A 14,159-nucleotide genomic window follows, 5' to 3' on the forward strand; every position below is an offset into this window, starting at 1 on the left:
GGGGTCGAGAGCGCCCCACGAGGGCCACAGGAAGGGACCACGACGTCGTGACCACATCCGAGTACCGCATCGAGCACGACACGATGGGAGAGGTGCGGGTGCCCGCATCGGCGCTGTACCGCGCCCAGACCCAGCGTGCCGTCGAGAACTTCCCGATCTCGGGGGCCGGCCTCGAGCCGGCGCAGATCGTGGCGCTGGCGCGCATCAAGCGCGCGGCCGCGATCGTGAACGGCGAGATGGGCATCGTCGCCCCGGCCGTCGCCGACGCGATCGTCGCGGCCGCCGACGCCGTGATCGGCGGCGAGCACCACGACCAGTTCCCGGTCGACGTCTACCAGACGGGCAGCGGCACCTCGTCGAACATGAACATGAACGAGGTCCTGGCGACGCTGGCCGGCACCGTCGACGGCACCCCGGTGCACCCGAACGACCACGTCAACGCCTCGCAGTCGTCGAACGACGTCTTCCCGACCTCGGTGCACGTCGCCGTCACGGGCGCCCTGCTCGAGCAGCTCGTGCCCTCGCTCGAGCACCTCGCCGAGTCGCTCGAGCGCAAGGCCGTCGAGTGGGCAGACGTCGTCAAGGCGGGCCGCACCCACCTGATGGACGCGACGCCGGTCACCCTCGGCCAGGAGTTCGGCGGCTACGCCCGCCAGATCCGGCTCGGGGTCGAGCGCGTGCGCGCCACGCTGCCCCGCGTCGCCGAGGTGCCGCTCGGCGGCACCGCGACCGGCACGGGCATCAACACGCCCGTCGGCTTCCCCCAGCGGGTCATCGCCGCCCTCGCGGCCGACAGCGGGCTGCCCGTCACCGAGGCCCTCGACCACTTCGAGGCCCAGGGCGCGCGCGACGCGCTCGTCGAGGCCTCGGGCGCCCTCCGCGTCGTCGCGGTGAGCCTGACCAAGATCAACAACGACATCCGCTGGATGGGCTCCGGGCCGAACGCCGGGCTCGGCGAGCTGCACGTCCCCGACCTGCAGCCGGGCTCGTCGATCATGCCGGGCAAGGTCAACCCGGTCATCCCCGAGGCCGTGCTCATGGTCTCGGCGCGCGTGATCGGCAACGACGCGACGATCGCCTGGGCCGGCGCCTCGGGGGCCTTCGAGCTCAACGTCGCCATCCCCGTGATGGGGACGGCGCTGCTCGAGTCCATCCGCCTGCTCTCGAACGGGGTGCGCGCCCTCGCCGACAAGACCGTCGACGGGCTCGAGGCCAACGTCGAGCACGCCCGGGCCCTGGCGGAGTCGTCGCCCGCGATCGTCACGCCCCTCAACCGCGTGATCGGCTACGAGGCCGCCGCGAAGGTCGCCAAGCACGCCGTGGCGCAGAAGCTCACCGTGCGCGAGGCCGTCGTCGACCTCGGCTTCGTCGAGCGCGGCGAGGTGACGGAGGAGCAGCTCGACTCCGCCCTCGACGTGCTGAGCATGACCCACCCGGGCTAGCTCGCCCCGCGGCCGTCGACGGGCCCGGCCCGGGCACCGTCGGCACCCCGGGCCGCGCTCCGAGGTGATCGGGGCCGTCACACGGTGGAGGCGCCGGTCGCCTCCACCGTGACGGTCGCCCACCACGCGGCGAGCAGCACGGGCCCGAGCGGGACGCCCCGCGCGAGGCTCGTGCCGCCCGTCGCACTGCCGAGCCGGGCCTCGCCCGGACCCCGGTCTCTGCGCGCCCGCCGGGCCGCGACGGCGACCGCGCAGGCTGCCGCGACGCTGCCCGTCGCGAGCACCGCTCCCCCGGCGATCTCCGCAGCGGTGCCCGTGAGCGCCGTCGACGTCGCCAGGGCGGCGCCGAGCTTGACGTCGCCCATGCCGAGGCCGCCCCACCACGAGACCGCTCCCCCGGCGACGAGCACGGCGACGCCCACCGCCAGCCCCTGCAACACCGACGGCCAGGAGCCCGCGCCCGTCGCGGCGTGGAGCGCCAGGCCCCCGAGCGTGGCCGCGGCGAGCGGGGCCACGAGCCGGTCGGGCAGCCGACGGGAGACCAGGTCGGTGACCACGAGCCCGGGCGTGACCAGCAGCGCGACGGCGACGACGACCGCGAGGGCCGGGGGCGGCGAGGACGTCAGCACCACGGCCGCCAGGAGCGCGGCAGGCACGGCGGCGGCCACGACCAAGCTCCAGCGCCGGCGCACCGCACGAGGCCCGGCCACCGGTGGAGGGGCGAGAGCGGCGGGAGGGGGGTCCGGAGGCGTCGTCATGCGCCGAGGGTGCCGTGCGGCGGACTCCGTCGGGCGCGCCGGGGTCGCCGATCGGGGACCGCGGCCCCCGTGACCGGACTGGGGAGGACCAGGCGGCCCGCGCCTCCCTCGTGCCCTCCGGCCCCGGCGGCGGCGGCGACGCGGCGGGTCGCCGTCGGCCCCGGCGGGCGGGCGCCCACCCGCCGGGGAGGACACCGACCCGCCGCACCCCGCAGGAGGCGGTGCGGCGGCCCGGCTCAGCTCAGCTCGTTCGACTCCAGCAGCTCGGTGACGAGCGCCGCGATGGCGCTCCGCTCCGACCGCGTCAGCGTGACGTGCCCGAACAGCGGGTGCCCCTTGAGCGTCTCGATCACCGAGGCGACGCCGTCGTGGCGGCCGACCCGCAGGTTGTCGCGCTGCGCGACGTCATGGGTCAGCACGACCCGCGAGTTCTGCCCGATGCGACTCAGCACCGTGAGCAGCACGTTCCGCTCGAGCGACTGGGCCTCGTCGACGATCACGAACGCGTCGTGCAGCGAACGCCCGCGGATGTGCGTCAGCGGCAGCACCTCGAGCAGGCCACGCTCGACGATCTCGTCGAGGACGTTCTGCGAGACCAGCGCGCCGAGGGTGTCGAAGACGGCCTGGCCCCAGGGGTTCATCTTCTCGCCGGCGTCGCCGGGCAGGAAGCCGAGGTCCTGCCCGCCGACCGCGTACAGCGGCCGGAACACCATGATCTTCTTGTGCTGCTGCTTCTCGAGCACCGCCTCCAGCCCGGCGCAGAGCGCGAGCGCCGACTTGCCGGTGCCCGCGCTGCCGCCGAGCGAGACGATGCCCACCTCGGGGTCGAGCAGCAGGTCGATCGCGAGCCGCTGCTCCGCCGAGCGCCCGTGCAGGCCGAACACGTCCCGGTCGCCGCGCACCAGCCGCGCCTCGCCCCGGGCCGTCACGCGGCCGAGGGCCGAGCCGCGGTCGGAGTGCACGACGACGCCGGTGTTGACCGGCACGTCGCCGAGCGCGCGCGAGCTGAGCCGCTCCGTCTCCCAGAAGGTCGCCATCTGCTCGCTCGAGACGTCGAGCGCCATCTGGCCGGTGTACCCGCTGTCGACGACCTGCTCGGCGCGGTACTCCTCCGCGGCGAGGCCGATCGACGCCGCCTTGACGCGCAGGGGCAGGTCCTTCGAGACGACGGTGACGGCGAGGCCCTCGGCGGCGAGGTTGCTGGCCACGGCGAGGATGCGCGAGTCGTTGTCGCCGAGCTGGAGCCCGGAGGGCAGCACCGACATGTTCGAGTGGTTCAGCTCGACCCGGAACGACCCGCCGTCGCCGACCGCGACGGGGAAGTCGAGGCGGTCGTGCTGCACGCGCAGGTCGTCGAGCAGCCGCAGCGCCTGCCGCGCGAAGTAGCCGAGCTCGGGGTCGTGCCGCTTGCCCTCGAGCTCGCTGACCACCACGACGGGCAGGACGACGTCGTGCTCAGCGAAGCGGAAGACCGCCTGCGGGTCGGAGAGGAGGACGGAGGTGTCGAGCACGTACGTGCGCTGGGCGACCGACGTGCCGCGCGCCTCCCCGGCGCGGCTCTCGGCAGCTCTTCCGCGCCCGCGGTCGGTGCTCTGATCGGTCCGGGTCTCGGTGCGGGGCTCGTTCAGCGAGGTCACGACGACTCCATCTCCGGGTGCCTGGGCACCCGTTCCCTTGCGGCGGAGACGGCCGGAGTGCGACGCGAGGACGAACTTTCGTGGCCGCCTCGACCGGGCGACTTGCCCGGTGATGCGAACCTACGTCGAGCCCGGCGGCCGTGTCGACGGCGACGCGCCGCGTCGTGTGACGATCAGGTGAACGACCCTCACGCTGTGGTCGAGACCTGGACGACGGCTGCGAGGGCGGGCCCCGAGGAGTCGCGGTGCCGGTCGCCCGCGCCGGTCGCCGCTAGTAGGTGACGGCGCTCCCGAACGACGTCAGCGCCGCCCGCAGCATGTCGAACGACTCGTCGTCGTTCGACACGTGGGTGCTGAGCCGCACCGTCGTGTCCCGCACCGTCGCGGTGACGCCGTGGTTGATGAACGCGGCGGTGAGGGTCGTCAGCTGCGCCGGCTCGGGCTGGAGCACGACGATGCCGGCCCGCTCGGCCTCGTCGCGCGACGACATGACGGGCACCGCGGCCTCGTCGGCGAGGTCGATCAGCCGGGAGGCGCGCTCGGCGACCGCCGCCGCGATGGCCGGCACCCCGACCGCCGTGACGGCCTCGGCGGCTGTGGCGAGCCGGGCCTGCGCGATGGGGTCGGGGTTCGCGACCTGGAACGCGGCCGCGCCGGCCCGGACGGGCACCGGCTGGTCGTACCGGCCGCCGAGCACGAGCTCGGAGCCCGCCACGCCCGTGAAGACCGGGGTGAGCTCCGTCGCGGCGCGCTCGCTGAGCGCGAGGAACCCCGTGCCCCAGCCGGCGCGGAGCCACTTCTGGCCGCCGGCCATGACGACGTCGGCGAGCGACCACGGCAGGTCGGCGACGCCGAGGCCCTGGATGGCGTCGACGATCAGCAGGCGGTCGCCGATGACCTGGCGGATGCCCTCGAGGTCGGCGAGGTACCCCGTGCGGTAGTCGACGGCGCTCACGGCGACGGCCGTGGTCGACGACGTGAGGTGCTCCTGCACGAGGGCGGGCGTCACGGCGCCGTAGGTCGGGTCCATCCAGACCGGGTCGAGCACCCGCAGGGCCGAGGAGGCGCGGGTCACCGCGAGAGGCAGGCTCGGGTACTCGCGGGCCGAGAGGACGATCTGCCCGGTGAGGCCGAACATCGTGTGCAGCAGGCCCTCGCTGGTGTTGGGCTGGAAGACGACCTGGTCGGCGGGGAACCCGACGAGCGCCGAGACCGCCCGGCGCACGCGGCCGGCCTGCTCGTCGAGGGCGATCTCGGAGCCGTGCCGCGAGCGGGCCTGCAGGTCGACGAGGCCGCGCTGCTCCTCCGCGACCGGGGTCGAGATGGGGCCGTACTTGGCGAAGTCGAAGTAGCCGGGCTCGTCGGCGAAGCCGGCGGCGAACTCGTCGATGGTGGTCACGGTCGGCTCCTCGGGTGGGGGTCAGCCTCCTACGGTAGTGCGCGACGCGCTGGCGCGTCGCCCTCGGGCCCCCGTGCTGTCCGGGAGGAGGCGCGGGTCAGCGCCGGGAGGACAGCCCGGTCATCAGCTCCCGTACCGCCGGTGCCGGAGCGCGAAGTCGCGCACCGCCCGGAGGAAGTCGACCTCGCGGAGGTCGGGGTAGAAGGCCTCGACGAAGTAGAACTCGCTGTGGGCGCTCTGCCAGAGCATGAAGTCGCTGAGCCGCTGCTCGCCAGACGTGCGGATGACGAGGTCTGGGTCGGGCTGCCCGCCGGTGTAGAGGTGCTGCGCGATGAGCTCGGGCGTGAGCACCTCGGCGAGCGCGTCGAGGGTGCCGCCCGCGGCGTCGTGCTCGCGGACGATGCTGCGCATGGCGTCGGCGATCTCGCGACGCCCGCCGTACCCGACGGCGAGGTTGACGTGCAGCCCGCCGCGGTCGGCGGTGCTCGTCTGGGCCCGCGAGAGCGACTCGCGGAGCGACGGCGGCAGGTCGTCGGTCGACCCCACGTGCTGCACCCGCCAGTCGCGCTGCCGCGACAGCTCGTCGGCGACGTCGCCGATGATGCCGAACAGCTCGGTGAGCTCGTCGGAGGCGCGGTTGCCGAGGTTGTCCGCCGACAGGAGGTAGAGGGTCACCACCCGGATGCCCAGGTCGTCGCACCAGGTGAGGAACTCGCTGATCTTGGCGGCGCCCGCCCGGTGGCCGTGAGCCGCCGTCTCGAGCATGCGGAGCTTGGCCCACCGCCGGTTGCCGTCGACGATCATGGCGACGTGGTGCGGCAGCTCCGCGCCCTCGAGCTCGCGGCGGAGCCGACGCTGGTAGAGGCCGTAGAGCACGCCGCCGGCCAGGGGGGTGCGCCGACGGTTCTTCACGTGCCTACGTTAACGCACGCTCGGCGGGAGATTCCCAGCGCCTCGTCCCCCGCCTCCCCGGCCCCTCGCCTACGCTCGGGGGCATGAGCACGACCCCCGCGCGCGACGGCGTGGCCGAGGACGGCGGCGCCGACCTCCCGAACCTGCCCCTCCTCGACGACGCCCTCGACTACGCGTCCATCGAACGCAAGCCGACCTGGCGCGGCTGGATCCACGCCGCGACCTTCCCGGTGGCGATCGCCACGGGCGTGGTGCTCGTCGTGCTCGCCGACGGCACCGCCGCGACGTGGGCCTCGGCCGTCTTCATGACGACCTCGCTGCTGCTCTTCGGCATCTCGGCGACGTACCACCGGTTCCCGTGGAGCCCCGGCGCCAAGATGTTCCTCAAGCGGCTCGACCACTCGAACATCTTCCTGCTCATCGCCGGCACCTACACGCCCATCGCGGCCATCGCGCTGCCGCCCGGCAAGTCGCAGCTGCTGCTCGTGCTCGTGTGGACGGCGGCGGCCTTCGGCATCGCCTTCCGGGTCTTCTTCATCCACGCGCCGCGCTGGCTGTACGTGCCGCTCTACGTGCTGATGGGCGTCGGCGCGCTGGGGTTCCTGCCCGACCTCGTCGCGGCCAGCGTGCCGATGACGGTGCTCGTGCTGGTCGGCGGGCTGCTCTACATCGTCGGCGCGACCTTCTACGGACTGAAGCGCCCGAACCCGGCTCCGGGCCACTTCGGCTTCCACGAGCTGTTCCACGCCTGCACGGTGGCGGCGTACCTCTGCCACTGGAGCGGGATCCTCGTGCTGGCGCTGAACGCGCCGTCGTTCGGCTAGGCCCTGGGCCCGCCCTCGCGGTACGGCTCGTCGTCGCCCTGGCCGGGCCGCGCCTCCTCGTCCAGGCCCGCCGCGGCCTGGCTCGCCTCGGCCCGCTCGGCCTCGATGCGCTCGCGGACCTCGCCGCGGTAGCGCGTGCGGCGCACCCGACGCGTCATGTCGACGATGATCAGCACGGTGGCGATCGCCACGAACGCGATCGCGACGAAGCCCCAGACGCCGGGCGTGACGGCCTCGTCGGGCACGGTCGAGGCCGGCAGCGTCGGCGACGGGGTGGAGGGCTGCGCGAGGAGGCGCACGGTCGCCCCGAGGGCGAGGTCGCCGAGGGCGGTCACGAGCGCTCCGTCCCGACGAGGCCGGTGTCGGGGTCGACGACGCCGGCGAAGAGGTCGGTCTCGGGGAGGGTCGACTCGACGGTCGACTCGACCAGCTGGAAGTCCTCCGTCGGCCAGGCCCGCACCTGGAGGTCGTTCGGCCAGAAGAAGAACGCGCTGTCGAGCGGCACCTGGCTCGCGTGGGCACGGAGGGCGGCGTCGCGCACGGGGAAGAAGTCGGAGACCGGTACCTTCGTGGTCGCGAGGTCGGGGCGGTCGCTGAAGCGCTCGAGCATCTCGCCGAGGCGCTCGATCAGCGGCGACTCCGGATCGCTCTCGCGGAGGTGGCTGATCATCGCCTCGATGCGGCCCGTGCTGAACATCCGGTCGTAGTAGACCTTCTCGATCGACCACGGCTCGCCCGTCGCCGGGTAGCGCGCGGGGTCGGCGGCGGCGCGGAAGGCCTCCATCGAGATCTCGTGGGTGCGGATGTGGTCGGGGTGCGGGTAGCCGCCGTTCTCGTCGTAGGTGATGAGCACCTGCGGGCGGAAGCGACGGATGACGGCGACGAGGGGCTCGGCGCTCGTCTCGATCGGGATCGTCGCGAACGAGTTCACGGCGACCGGCTCGCCCTCGGCCGGCAGCCCGGAGTCGGCGTAGCCGAGCCAGACGTGGTCGACGCCCATCGCCTCCTGGGCGGCGCGCATCTCGTGGACGCGCAGGCCGGCGATGTCGCGCTCGGCGTGGTGCCGGGCCTCCAGCTGCTCGTTGAGGATGGAGCCCTGCTCACCACCGGTGCAGCTGACGACGAGGACCTCGACGCCGAGGCTGCGGTAGTGGGCGTACGTCGCCGAGCCCTTGCTGGACTCGTCGTCGGGATGGGCGTGGACGGCCAAGAGGCGCAGGGTCACGGGTTCCTCGCAATTCGTGCAGGGCAGACGTTGCTACCCTGTGACCAGGATAATCGGACGGAGTCCCGAGTGGCGTCCACGCCCCCCGCAGCATCTCCGGCGCCCTCGACGCCGGCCCCCGACACGGCTCGCTCGTCGCACCTCGACGACCGCTACGGCCGGTCTCCGGGCACGCGCCGCCGGCGCACGGTGGTCGCCGTCTCGGTCGCGGTCGCCTTCGTCGTGGTCTTCGCCGCCTGGGTCGTCTTCGCCGCCTTCGACGGCGACGGGTCGAAGCTCGAGAGCACCGACGTCGGCTACACGGTGCTCGACGACCGCTCGGTCGACGTGCAGTACACCGTCAGCGTGCAGCCGGGCACCGAGGTGAGCTGCGCCGTCCAGGCGCAGAACCAGAAGTTCGCGATCGTCGGCTGGAAGGTCGTCCACCTGCCCGCCGCGGCGCAGCACTCGACCACGTACACCACCTCGCTGGCCACCAGCGAGCGGGCGGTGACGGGGTTGATCTACGAGTGCTGGCTTCCGTAGACTGCATCGGATCACCGGAGACCGGCCACTCGGCCGGTCTCCTTCTTTCGAGGGGCGTGCCTCGTCCGCCCCGCGGCTCCCCGCACGCGCGACGTGAGCACCCGTGACCGGACCACCCGCGCGGGCGACCGCGCGGCCGGCCGCCACACGAACGGAGACACCATGAACGACGCCAACGACGCCACGACCTGGCTGACGCCCGACGCGCGCGACCGCCTCCAGGCCGAGCTCGCCACCCTGAGCGGCGAGGGCCGCAAGGAGATCACCGCCCGCATCGAGGCGGCGCGTGAAGAGGGCGACCTGAAGGAGAACGGCGGCTACCACGCCGCGAAGGACGAGCAGGGCAAGATGGAGGCGCGCATCCGGGTGCTCACCAACCTGCTGAAGAACGCCACGGTCGGCGAGTCCACCGCCGCCGCCGGCATCGTCGGCCCCGGCACCGTCGTCACCGCGACGATCGCCGGCGACCCCAGCACGTTCCTGCTCGGCAACCGCGAGATCATCGCCGCCGACAGCGACCTCTCGGTCTACAGCGAGACCAGCCCGCTGGGCCAGGCCATCAACGGCCTGAAGGTGGGCGACTCGACGAGCTACACGGCCCCCAACGGCAAGGAGATCGCGGTCTCCGTCACCGCGGTCGAGACCTACACGCCGTAGCCCCCGGCGCTGACGACGACGGCCCCCGCTCCTCGGANTGGACGTGCTCGGGGCCGCGTGTCTCGACGCTGAGCTCGAGCTCCACCTCGCTGATCTGCAGCCCGCGGCCGTGCCGGGTGTGCAGCACCTCGACGACGTTCGCGTTCGCGTCCGAGAGGATCTCCGACACCCGGGTCAGCTGCCCGGGCCGGTCGGGCAGGCCGACCCGCAGCTTGAGGTAGCGCTCGGCGGCCGCGAGGCCTCGCCCGATCACGCGCTCCATCATCAGGGGGTCGATGTTGCCCCCGCTGAGGACGATGACGGTCGTGCCGAGGTCGCGCACCTGCTCGGTGAGCACCGCGGCCACGCCGACGGCGCCCGCCGCCTCGACGACGAGCTTCGCGCGCTCGAGCATGACGAGCATCGCCCGGGCGGTGTCGTCGTCGCTGACCGTGACGACCTCGTCGACGGTCTCGCGGACGATCTCGAAGTTCAGCACGCCCGGCTTCGCGACCGCGATGCCGTCGGCGATCGTCGGCAGGGCCTCGATGTCGGTGCGGACGCCGCGCTTCATCGACACCGCGTAGGGGGCCGCGTTGACCGCCTGCACGCCGATGATGCGGACGTCGCGGCCCGTGCGGGCGGCGTTCTGCTTGAGGGCGCTCGCGACGCCCGAGATGAGCCCGCCGCCGCCGATCGGCACGATGACCGTGTCGACGTCGGGCACCTGGTCGAGGATCTCGAGGCCGACGGTGCCCTGCCCGGCGACGACGTCGGGGTGGTCGAAGGGCGGGATGAAGACGGCGCCGGTGGTGGCCGCGAACTCCTTGGCGGCCATCAGCGACTGCTCGACGGCGTGGCCGCTGAGCACCACGTCGGCGCCGTAGTCGCGGGTGGCCTGCAGCTTGGGCAGGGCGACCCCGACCGGCATGAAGATGGTCGCGGCGATGCCGAGCTCCCGCGCCGCGAAGGCCACGCCCTGGGCGTGGTTGCCGGCCGAGGCGGCCACGACCCCCCGCGCCTTCTCGTCGTCGGAGAGCTGCGTGAGGCGGTTGTAGGCGCCCCGGATCTTGTACGAGCCCGTGCGCTGCAGGTTCTCGCACTTGAGGTACACCGGCGAGCCCAGCACGTCGGCCAGGAACCGCGAGCTCTCCATCGGCGTGACGCGGGCGACCGTCGAGACGCGGACCCGCGCCTCCTCGATCTCGGCCAGGGTGGGCCCGGCGATGGTGAGGTCAGGCATCAGCGGCCTTTCGGGACGGAACGGAGCGAGCGGAGGCGGCGGCCGGGTCGGCCGCGGAGGGGGAGGTGGCCGAGGGGGACGTGGCCGAGGGGCCGACCACGGGGCCGCCCTTGGTGTTCGGGGCGGAGGCGCCGGCCGACGGGCCCGGGGGCACGCGACCCGGCGGAGCGGGCACCGACCGGGGCCCGTCGCGCCAGCTGCCGCCCGCGACGTACGACACCATGACGTTCAGCACCGCGACGACGGGCACCGCGAAGAGCGCGCCGGGGATGCCCGCGAGGAGGGCGCCCGCCGCGACCGCGAAGACCACGGCCAGCGGGTGCACCTTGACGGCGCCGCCCATGACGAACGGCTGCAGCACGTGGCCCTCGATCTGCTGCACGATGATCACGACCGCGAGCATCGCCAGCGCCACCACCCAGCCGTTGTAGACCAGCGCGATGACGACGGCGACGGTGCCGGTGGCGACCGCGCCGACCACGGGGACGAACGAGCCGAGGAAGACCGCGATGGCGATCGGCGCGACGAGCGGCAGGCCCAGGAAGAACGCGCCCAGGCCGATGCCCACGGCGTCGACCGCGGCGACGAGGATCTGCACCTTGACGAAGTTGGTCAGCGTCGTCCAGCCGGCGCGGCCGGCGCCGTCGACGGCCGTGCGGGCGCGTCGCGGGAAGAGACGGACGAACCAGCGCCAGATGTCGCCGCCGCCGGCCAGCACGAAGATCGTCGAGAAGAGCACGAGCACGAGCCCGGCGCCGACGTGGCCGGCCGTCGTGCCGACGGAGAGGGCGCCGCGCAGGAGCGGCTGGCTGTCCTGCTGCAGGGCGGTCACGGCGTCGGTCACGTAGCCGTTCAGCTGCGCCTCGGTGAGGTGCAGGGGCGAGTCGAGCAGCACGCCCTTCAGCTCGACGTACGAAGCCACCGACCGGTCGCGCAGCTGGGGCCAGCCGTCGATGATCTGCAGCACGACGAGGTAGAGCAGCCCGGCCACGACGACGACGAAGCCGACGAGGCTGACGACGACGGCGAGCCACTTCGGCCAGCCGTGCCGCTGCAGCCACGACGAGAGGGGCACGAGCAGCGCCGCGATGAGCAGGGCCACCATGAACGGCACGACGATGATGCGCAGCTGGATGACCAGCCAGACGAAGACGGCGATGACGCCGACGATCGCGAGGACGCGCCACGACCACGCGCCGGCGACGACGACGCCGCGGGGCAGCGCACCGTCGAGGTCGCCCTCCGTGCGGCGCTCGGGAGCGACCTCCGGGCCCGTGACGGGGGCCGACGGGAGCGCCGCGGCGCCGGGCACGGGCTCGGCGGGCACGGGCGTCGCGACGCCGCTGCCCGGGGGGCGTCGGAGGAGCCGTCGGAGGCGGTTCATGCGCTCAGTGTAGGTGTCGCGGCCGACCGTGACGCCCGCGCCACATGCCCCTTCCGGCATGCTGACCCCGTCTCGGGCCCGGCTGCGTCGGCACCGCGACACGAGGAGGTGCGGGCCGGGTCGGCCGTGTCGGCGGCCGTCGGTAGGGTCGCCCCGTGACCCGCGACGCCCTCTCCCCCGCCCAGGCCCGCCGCACGGCCCTCGCCGCGCAGGGCCTCGGCCGGCCCGTCGCCGAGGCGGCAGGCCCCCGGGCCGTCGGTGCCCGCCAGCTCCACGGCGTCGTCGACCGCCTCGGACTGCTGCAGATCGACTCGGTGAACGTCTTCGAGCGCAGCCACCACCTCCCCGTCTTCGCCCGCCTCGGCCACTACGACCGCGACCGGCTCGACGAGCTGCTGTTCGCCCCGCGCGGGCGGTACGTCGAGTACTGGGCGCACGAGGCCGCGCTGCTGCCCGTCGAGACCTGGCCGCTGATGCGCTGGCGCATGGACGACCACCGCGCCCGGGCAGAGGCCGATCCGGGGTCGTGGCTGTCGGCCAACGCCCGGACGGCCGCCTGGCTGCTCGACGAGCTGCGCGGCGAGGGCCCGCTGCCCGCGAGCCTCGTCGAGCACGACGCGAACCGGCGCACGGGGCCGTGGTGGGGCTGGAGCGACGTCAAGCGCGGGCTCGAGGCGCTCTTCCGCGTGGGGGCGCTCGTCAGCGCCGGGCGACGACGGTTCGAGCGGGTGTACGCGCTGCCCGAGCAGGTGCTGCCCGCCGAGCTCCTCGCCGTCGAGGTGGGGCGGGAGGAGGCCCACCGTCGGCTGCTCGCCCACGCGGCCCGCGCCTCCGGCGTGGCGACCACCGCCGACCTCGCCGACCACTGGCGCATGAAGACGGCCGACGTCGTGCCCGCCCTGCACGACCTGGCCGACCAGGGCGTCGTGACGCCGGTGACGGTCCCGGGCTGGCCGCGAGGCGGCTGGCTGCACCGCGACGCGGCCTTCCCCCGGCGGATCGCCGCCGACGCCCTGCTCTCACCGTTCGACCCCGTGGTCTGGACGCGGCCCCGGGCGGAGCGCCTGTTCGGGTTCCGCTACCGCATCGAGATCTACACCCCGCAGGAGAAGAGGGTGCACGGCTACTACGTGCTGCCGGTGCTGCAGGGCGACCAGCTCGTCGCCCGCGTCGACCTGAAGAGCGACCGGCAGGCCCGGGTGCTGAGGGTCCAGGCCTCGTGGCGGGAGCGCGACCTGCCCGTCGACGTCGACCGGCTCGCGGCGCTGCTGGGCCGGGCGGCCCGCTGGCAGGGGCTCGAGCGGGTGGAGGTCGTCGACCGGGGCGACCTCGCGGCGGCGCTGCGGGGCGCCGTCGGGCCGGGCGACGTCAGCTAGGGGTCAGAACTGGACGCGCGGCGGCTCGGCGATGGTCGAGGGCTGCTCGACCTCGAAGAAGTCGCGCTGCGAGACGCCCAGGCGCGGGGCGAAGAGCCGCGCCGGGAAGCCGGCGGCCTTTGCGTTCAGCTCGCGGACGCCGCCGTTGTAGGAGCGACGGGCGGCCTGGAGGCCGTCCTCGGTCTCGACGAGCTCGGACTGCAGCTGCAGGAACGACTGGCTCGCCTGCAGCTGCGGGAACGACTCGGAGACCGTGAAGGCCCCGCGGAGCGCGGTCTGCAGGTGCCCCTCGGCGGTCGACGCGGCCGCCGGGGTGCTCGCCTCGAGGGTCTCGACCCGAGCCCGCTCGACGGTCTCGAGCGCCTTGGTCTCGTGCGATGCGTAGCCCCTGACCTGCTCGACGATCGTCGGCACCAGCTCGGCCCGGCGGCGCATCTGGACGACGATGCCGTCCCACGCCTCGTCGACCCGGGTGCGGAGCGCCACGAGCGAGTGGTACGACGCCCAGGCCCAGATGCCCGCGAGGAGCAGGAGGAGGACGACGACGCCGACGGCGACGAGGATGCCGGTAAGGCCGGGTTGCATGACGGGTGACTCCTCCAGGTGCGTGGCGACCCGCGGCCGAGCGGGGGGCTCGGAGACGTCGTCGGGTCGGGGCTCGGTCCGGAGAACACTATAAATGCGCCCGACGGGGCCTCCACGTCGACTGGGCGTTCTCGGAGCGAACTCACGACATGCGTCGTCGACCGGCGAGGAGGAGCACACGGTCCTCCTCCGCGCAGCGGATTGACTTGTCCC

At 73.8% G+C, this 14,159-nt stretch carries 13 protein-coding genes and 1 pseudogene; 5 read left to right on the top strand and 9 right to left on the bottom strand.

Going from position 1 to position 14,159, the window contains the following annotated elements; genetic code table 11:
* Positions 1-47: 47 nt before the first annotated feature.
* The gene (locus tag IFT45_RS01310) at positions 48-1,442 is read left to right on the top strand and encodes an aspartate ammonia-lyase (RefSeq protein WP_192046135.1); all 1,395 of its coding nucleotides are present in this window, start codon (positions 48-50) and stop codon (positions 1,440-1,442) included.
* 77 nt (positions 1,443-1,519) lie between these two features.
* Here IFT45_RS01310 and IFT45_RS16695 read toward each other — a convergent pair whose 3' ends face one another.
* The 4 genes from IFT45_RS16695 to IFT45_RS01330 all read right to left on the bottom strand — a co-directional run bounded on the left by IFT45_RS16695 (position 1,520) and on the right by IFT45_RS01330 (position 6,148).
* The gene (locus IFT45_RS16695) at positions 1,520-2,110 is read right to left on the bottom strand and encodes a prepilin peptidase (RefSeq protein ID WP_197982103.1); all 591 of its coding nucleotides are present in this window, start codon (positions 2,108-2,110) and stop codon (positions 1,520-1,522) included.
* Between the two features lie 326 nt (positions 2,111-2,436).
* Positions 2,437-3,837 (bottom strand): PhoH family protein, encoded by a 1,401-nt coding sequence (locus tag IFT45_RS01320; protein WP_371810823.1) that lies wholly within the window; start codon positions 3,835-3,837, stop codon positions 2,437-2,439.
* A gap of 271 nt (positions 3,838-4,108) precedes the next feature.
* Positions 4,109-5,236, bottom strand: coding sequence for an aminotransferase class V-fold PLP-dependent enzyme (locus IFT45_RS01325; RefSeq protein ID WP_192046136.1), 1,128 nt, complete (start codon positions 5,234-5,236; stop codon positions 4,109-4,111).
* Positions 5,237-5,359: 123 nt separating this feature from the next.
* Positions 5,360-6,148, bottom strand: coding sequence for an isoprenyl transferase (locus IFT45_RS01330; RefSeq protein ID WP_235491255.1), 789 nt, complete (start codon positions 6,146-6,148; stop codon positions 5,360-5,362).
* Between the two features lie 83 nt (positions 6,149-6,231).
* Between IFT45_RS01330 and IFT45_RS01335 the strand changes: the two genes are divergently transcribed.
* Complete coding sequence (locus tag IFT45_RS01335; protein WP_056056670.1) at positions 6,232-6,972, top strand: hemolysin III family protein; 741 nt, start codon at positions 6,232-6,234, stop codon at positions 6,970-6,972.
* On the opposite strand, the gene IFT45_RS01340 is transcribed toward IFT45_RS01335, so the two are convergent.
* The gene (locus IFT45_RS01340) at positions 6,969-7,307 is read right to left on the bottom strand and encodes a hypothetical protein (RefSeq protein WP_192046137.1); all 339 of its coding nucleotides are present in this window, start codon (positions 7,305-7,307) and stop codon (positions 6,969-6,971) included. The two genes, IFT45_RS01335 and IFT45_RS01340, sit on opposite strands and share 4 nt — an antisense overlap.
* Complete coding sequence (mca, locus tag IFT45_RS01345; RefSeq protein WP_192126293.1) at positions 7,304-8,197, bottom strand: mycothiol conjugate amidase Mca; 894 nt, start codon at positions 8,195-8,197, stop codon at positions 7,304-7,306. The genes IFT45_RS01340 and mca overlap by 4 nt, the downstream gene beginning before the upstream one ends.
* A 69-nt stretch (positions 8,198-8,266) precedes the next feature.
* Between mca and IFT45_RS01350 the strand changes: the two genes are divergently transcribed.
* Positions 8,267-8,722, top strand: a complete 456-nt coding sequence (locus tag IFT45_RS01350) for a DUF4307 domain-containing protein (protein ID WP_056056672.1) — start codon at positions 8,267-8,269, stop codon at positions 8,720-8,722.
* 162 nt (positions 8,723-8,884) lie between these two features.
* Positions 8,885-9,379: a transcription elongation factor GreA gene (gene greA, locus IFT45_RS01355; RefSeq protein WP_056056674.1), complete on the top strand. Its 495-nt coding sequence runs from the start codon at positions 8,885-8,887 to the stop codon at positions 9,377-9,379.
* A 38-nt stretch (positions 9,380-9,417) separates the two neighbouring features.
* Here greA and ilvA read toward each other — a convergent pair.
* Positions 9,418-10,601: pseudogene (ilvA, locus tag IFT45_RS01360) on the bottom strand (threonine ammonia-lyase); the annotation flags it as partial.
* Entirely contained in the window at positions 10,594-11,985 is a 1,392-nt protein-coding gene (locus IFT45_RS01365) for an AI-2E family transporter (RefSeq protein ID WP_192126295.1), read from the bottom strand. The gene IFT45_RS01365 and the pseudogene ilvA, both read right to left, overlap by 8 nt.
* A gap of 155 nt (positions 11,986-12,140) precedes the next feature.
* Here IFT45_RS01365 and IFT45_RS01370 point away from each other — a divergent pair, with 155 nt between their 5' ends.
* The gene (locus tag IFT45_RS01370) at positions 12,141-13,361 is read left to right on the top strand and encodes a DNA glycosylase AlkZ-like family protein (RefSeq protein ID WP_192126298.1); all 1,221 of its coding nucleotides are present in this window, start codon (positions 12,141-12,143) and stop codon (positions 13,359-13,361) included.
* Between the two features lie 3 nt (positions 13,362-13,364).
* Here the strand turns inward: IFT45_RS01370 and IFT45_RS01375 are convergent, their stop codons facing one another.
* Complete coding sequence (locus IFT45_RS01375) at positions 13,365-13,946, bottom strand: LemA family protein (RefSeq protein WP_056056679.1); 582 nt, start codon at positions 13,944-13,946, stop codon at positions 13,365-13,367.
* Positions 13,947-14,159: the final 213 nt, after the last annotated feature.

It is taken from the genome of Frigoribacterium sp. CFBP 13707, from assembly GCF_014842245.1.
Classification (GTDB): Bacteria; Actinomycetota; Actinomycetes; order Actinomycetales; family Microbacteriaceae; genus Frigoribacterium; species Frigoribacterium endophyticum.

What these genes read in the sequence shown, in the direction of transcription:
- IFT45_RS01335 (WP_056056670.1), top strand. Translation starts at nt 6,232, where the DNA reads ATGAGCACGACCCCCGCGCGCGACGGCGTGGCCGAGGACGGCGGCGCC.
- greA (WP_056056674.1), top strand. Translation starts at nt 8,885, where the DNA reads ATGAACGACGCCAACGACGCCACGACCTGGCTGACGCCCGACGCGCGC.
- IFT45_RS01365 (WP_192126295.1), bottom strand. Translation starts at nt 11,985, where the DNA reads ATGAACCGCCTCCGACGGCTCCTCCGACGCCCCCCGGGCAGCGGCGTC.
- IFT45_RS01375 (WP_056056679.1), bottom strand. Translation starts at nt 13,946, where the DNA reads ATGCAACCCGGCCTTACCGGCATCCTCGTCGCCGTCGGCGTCGTCGTC.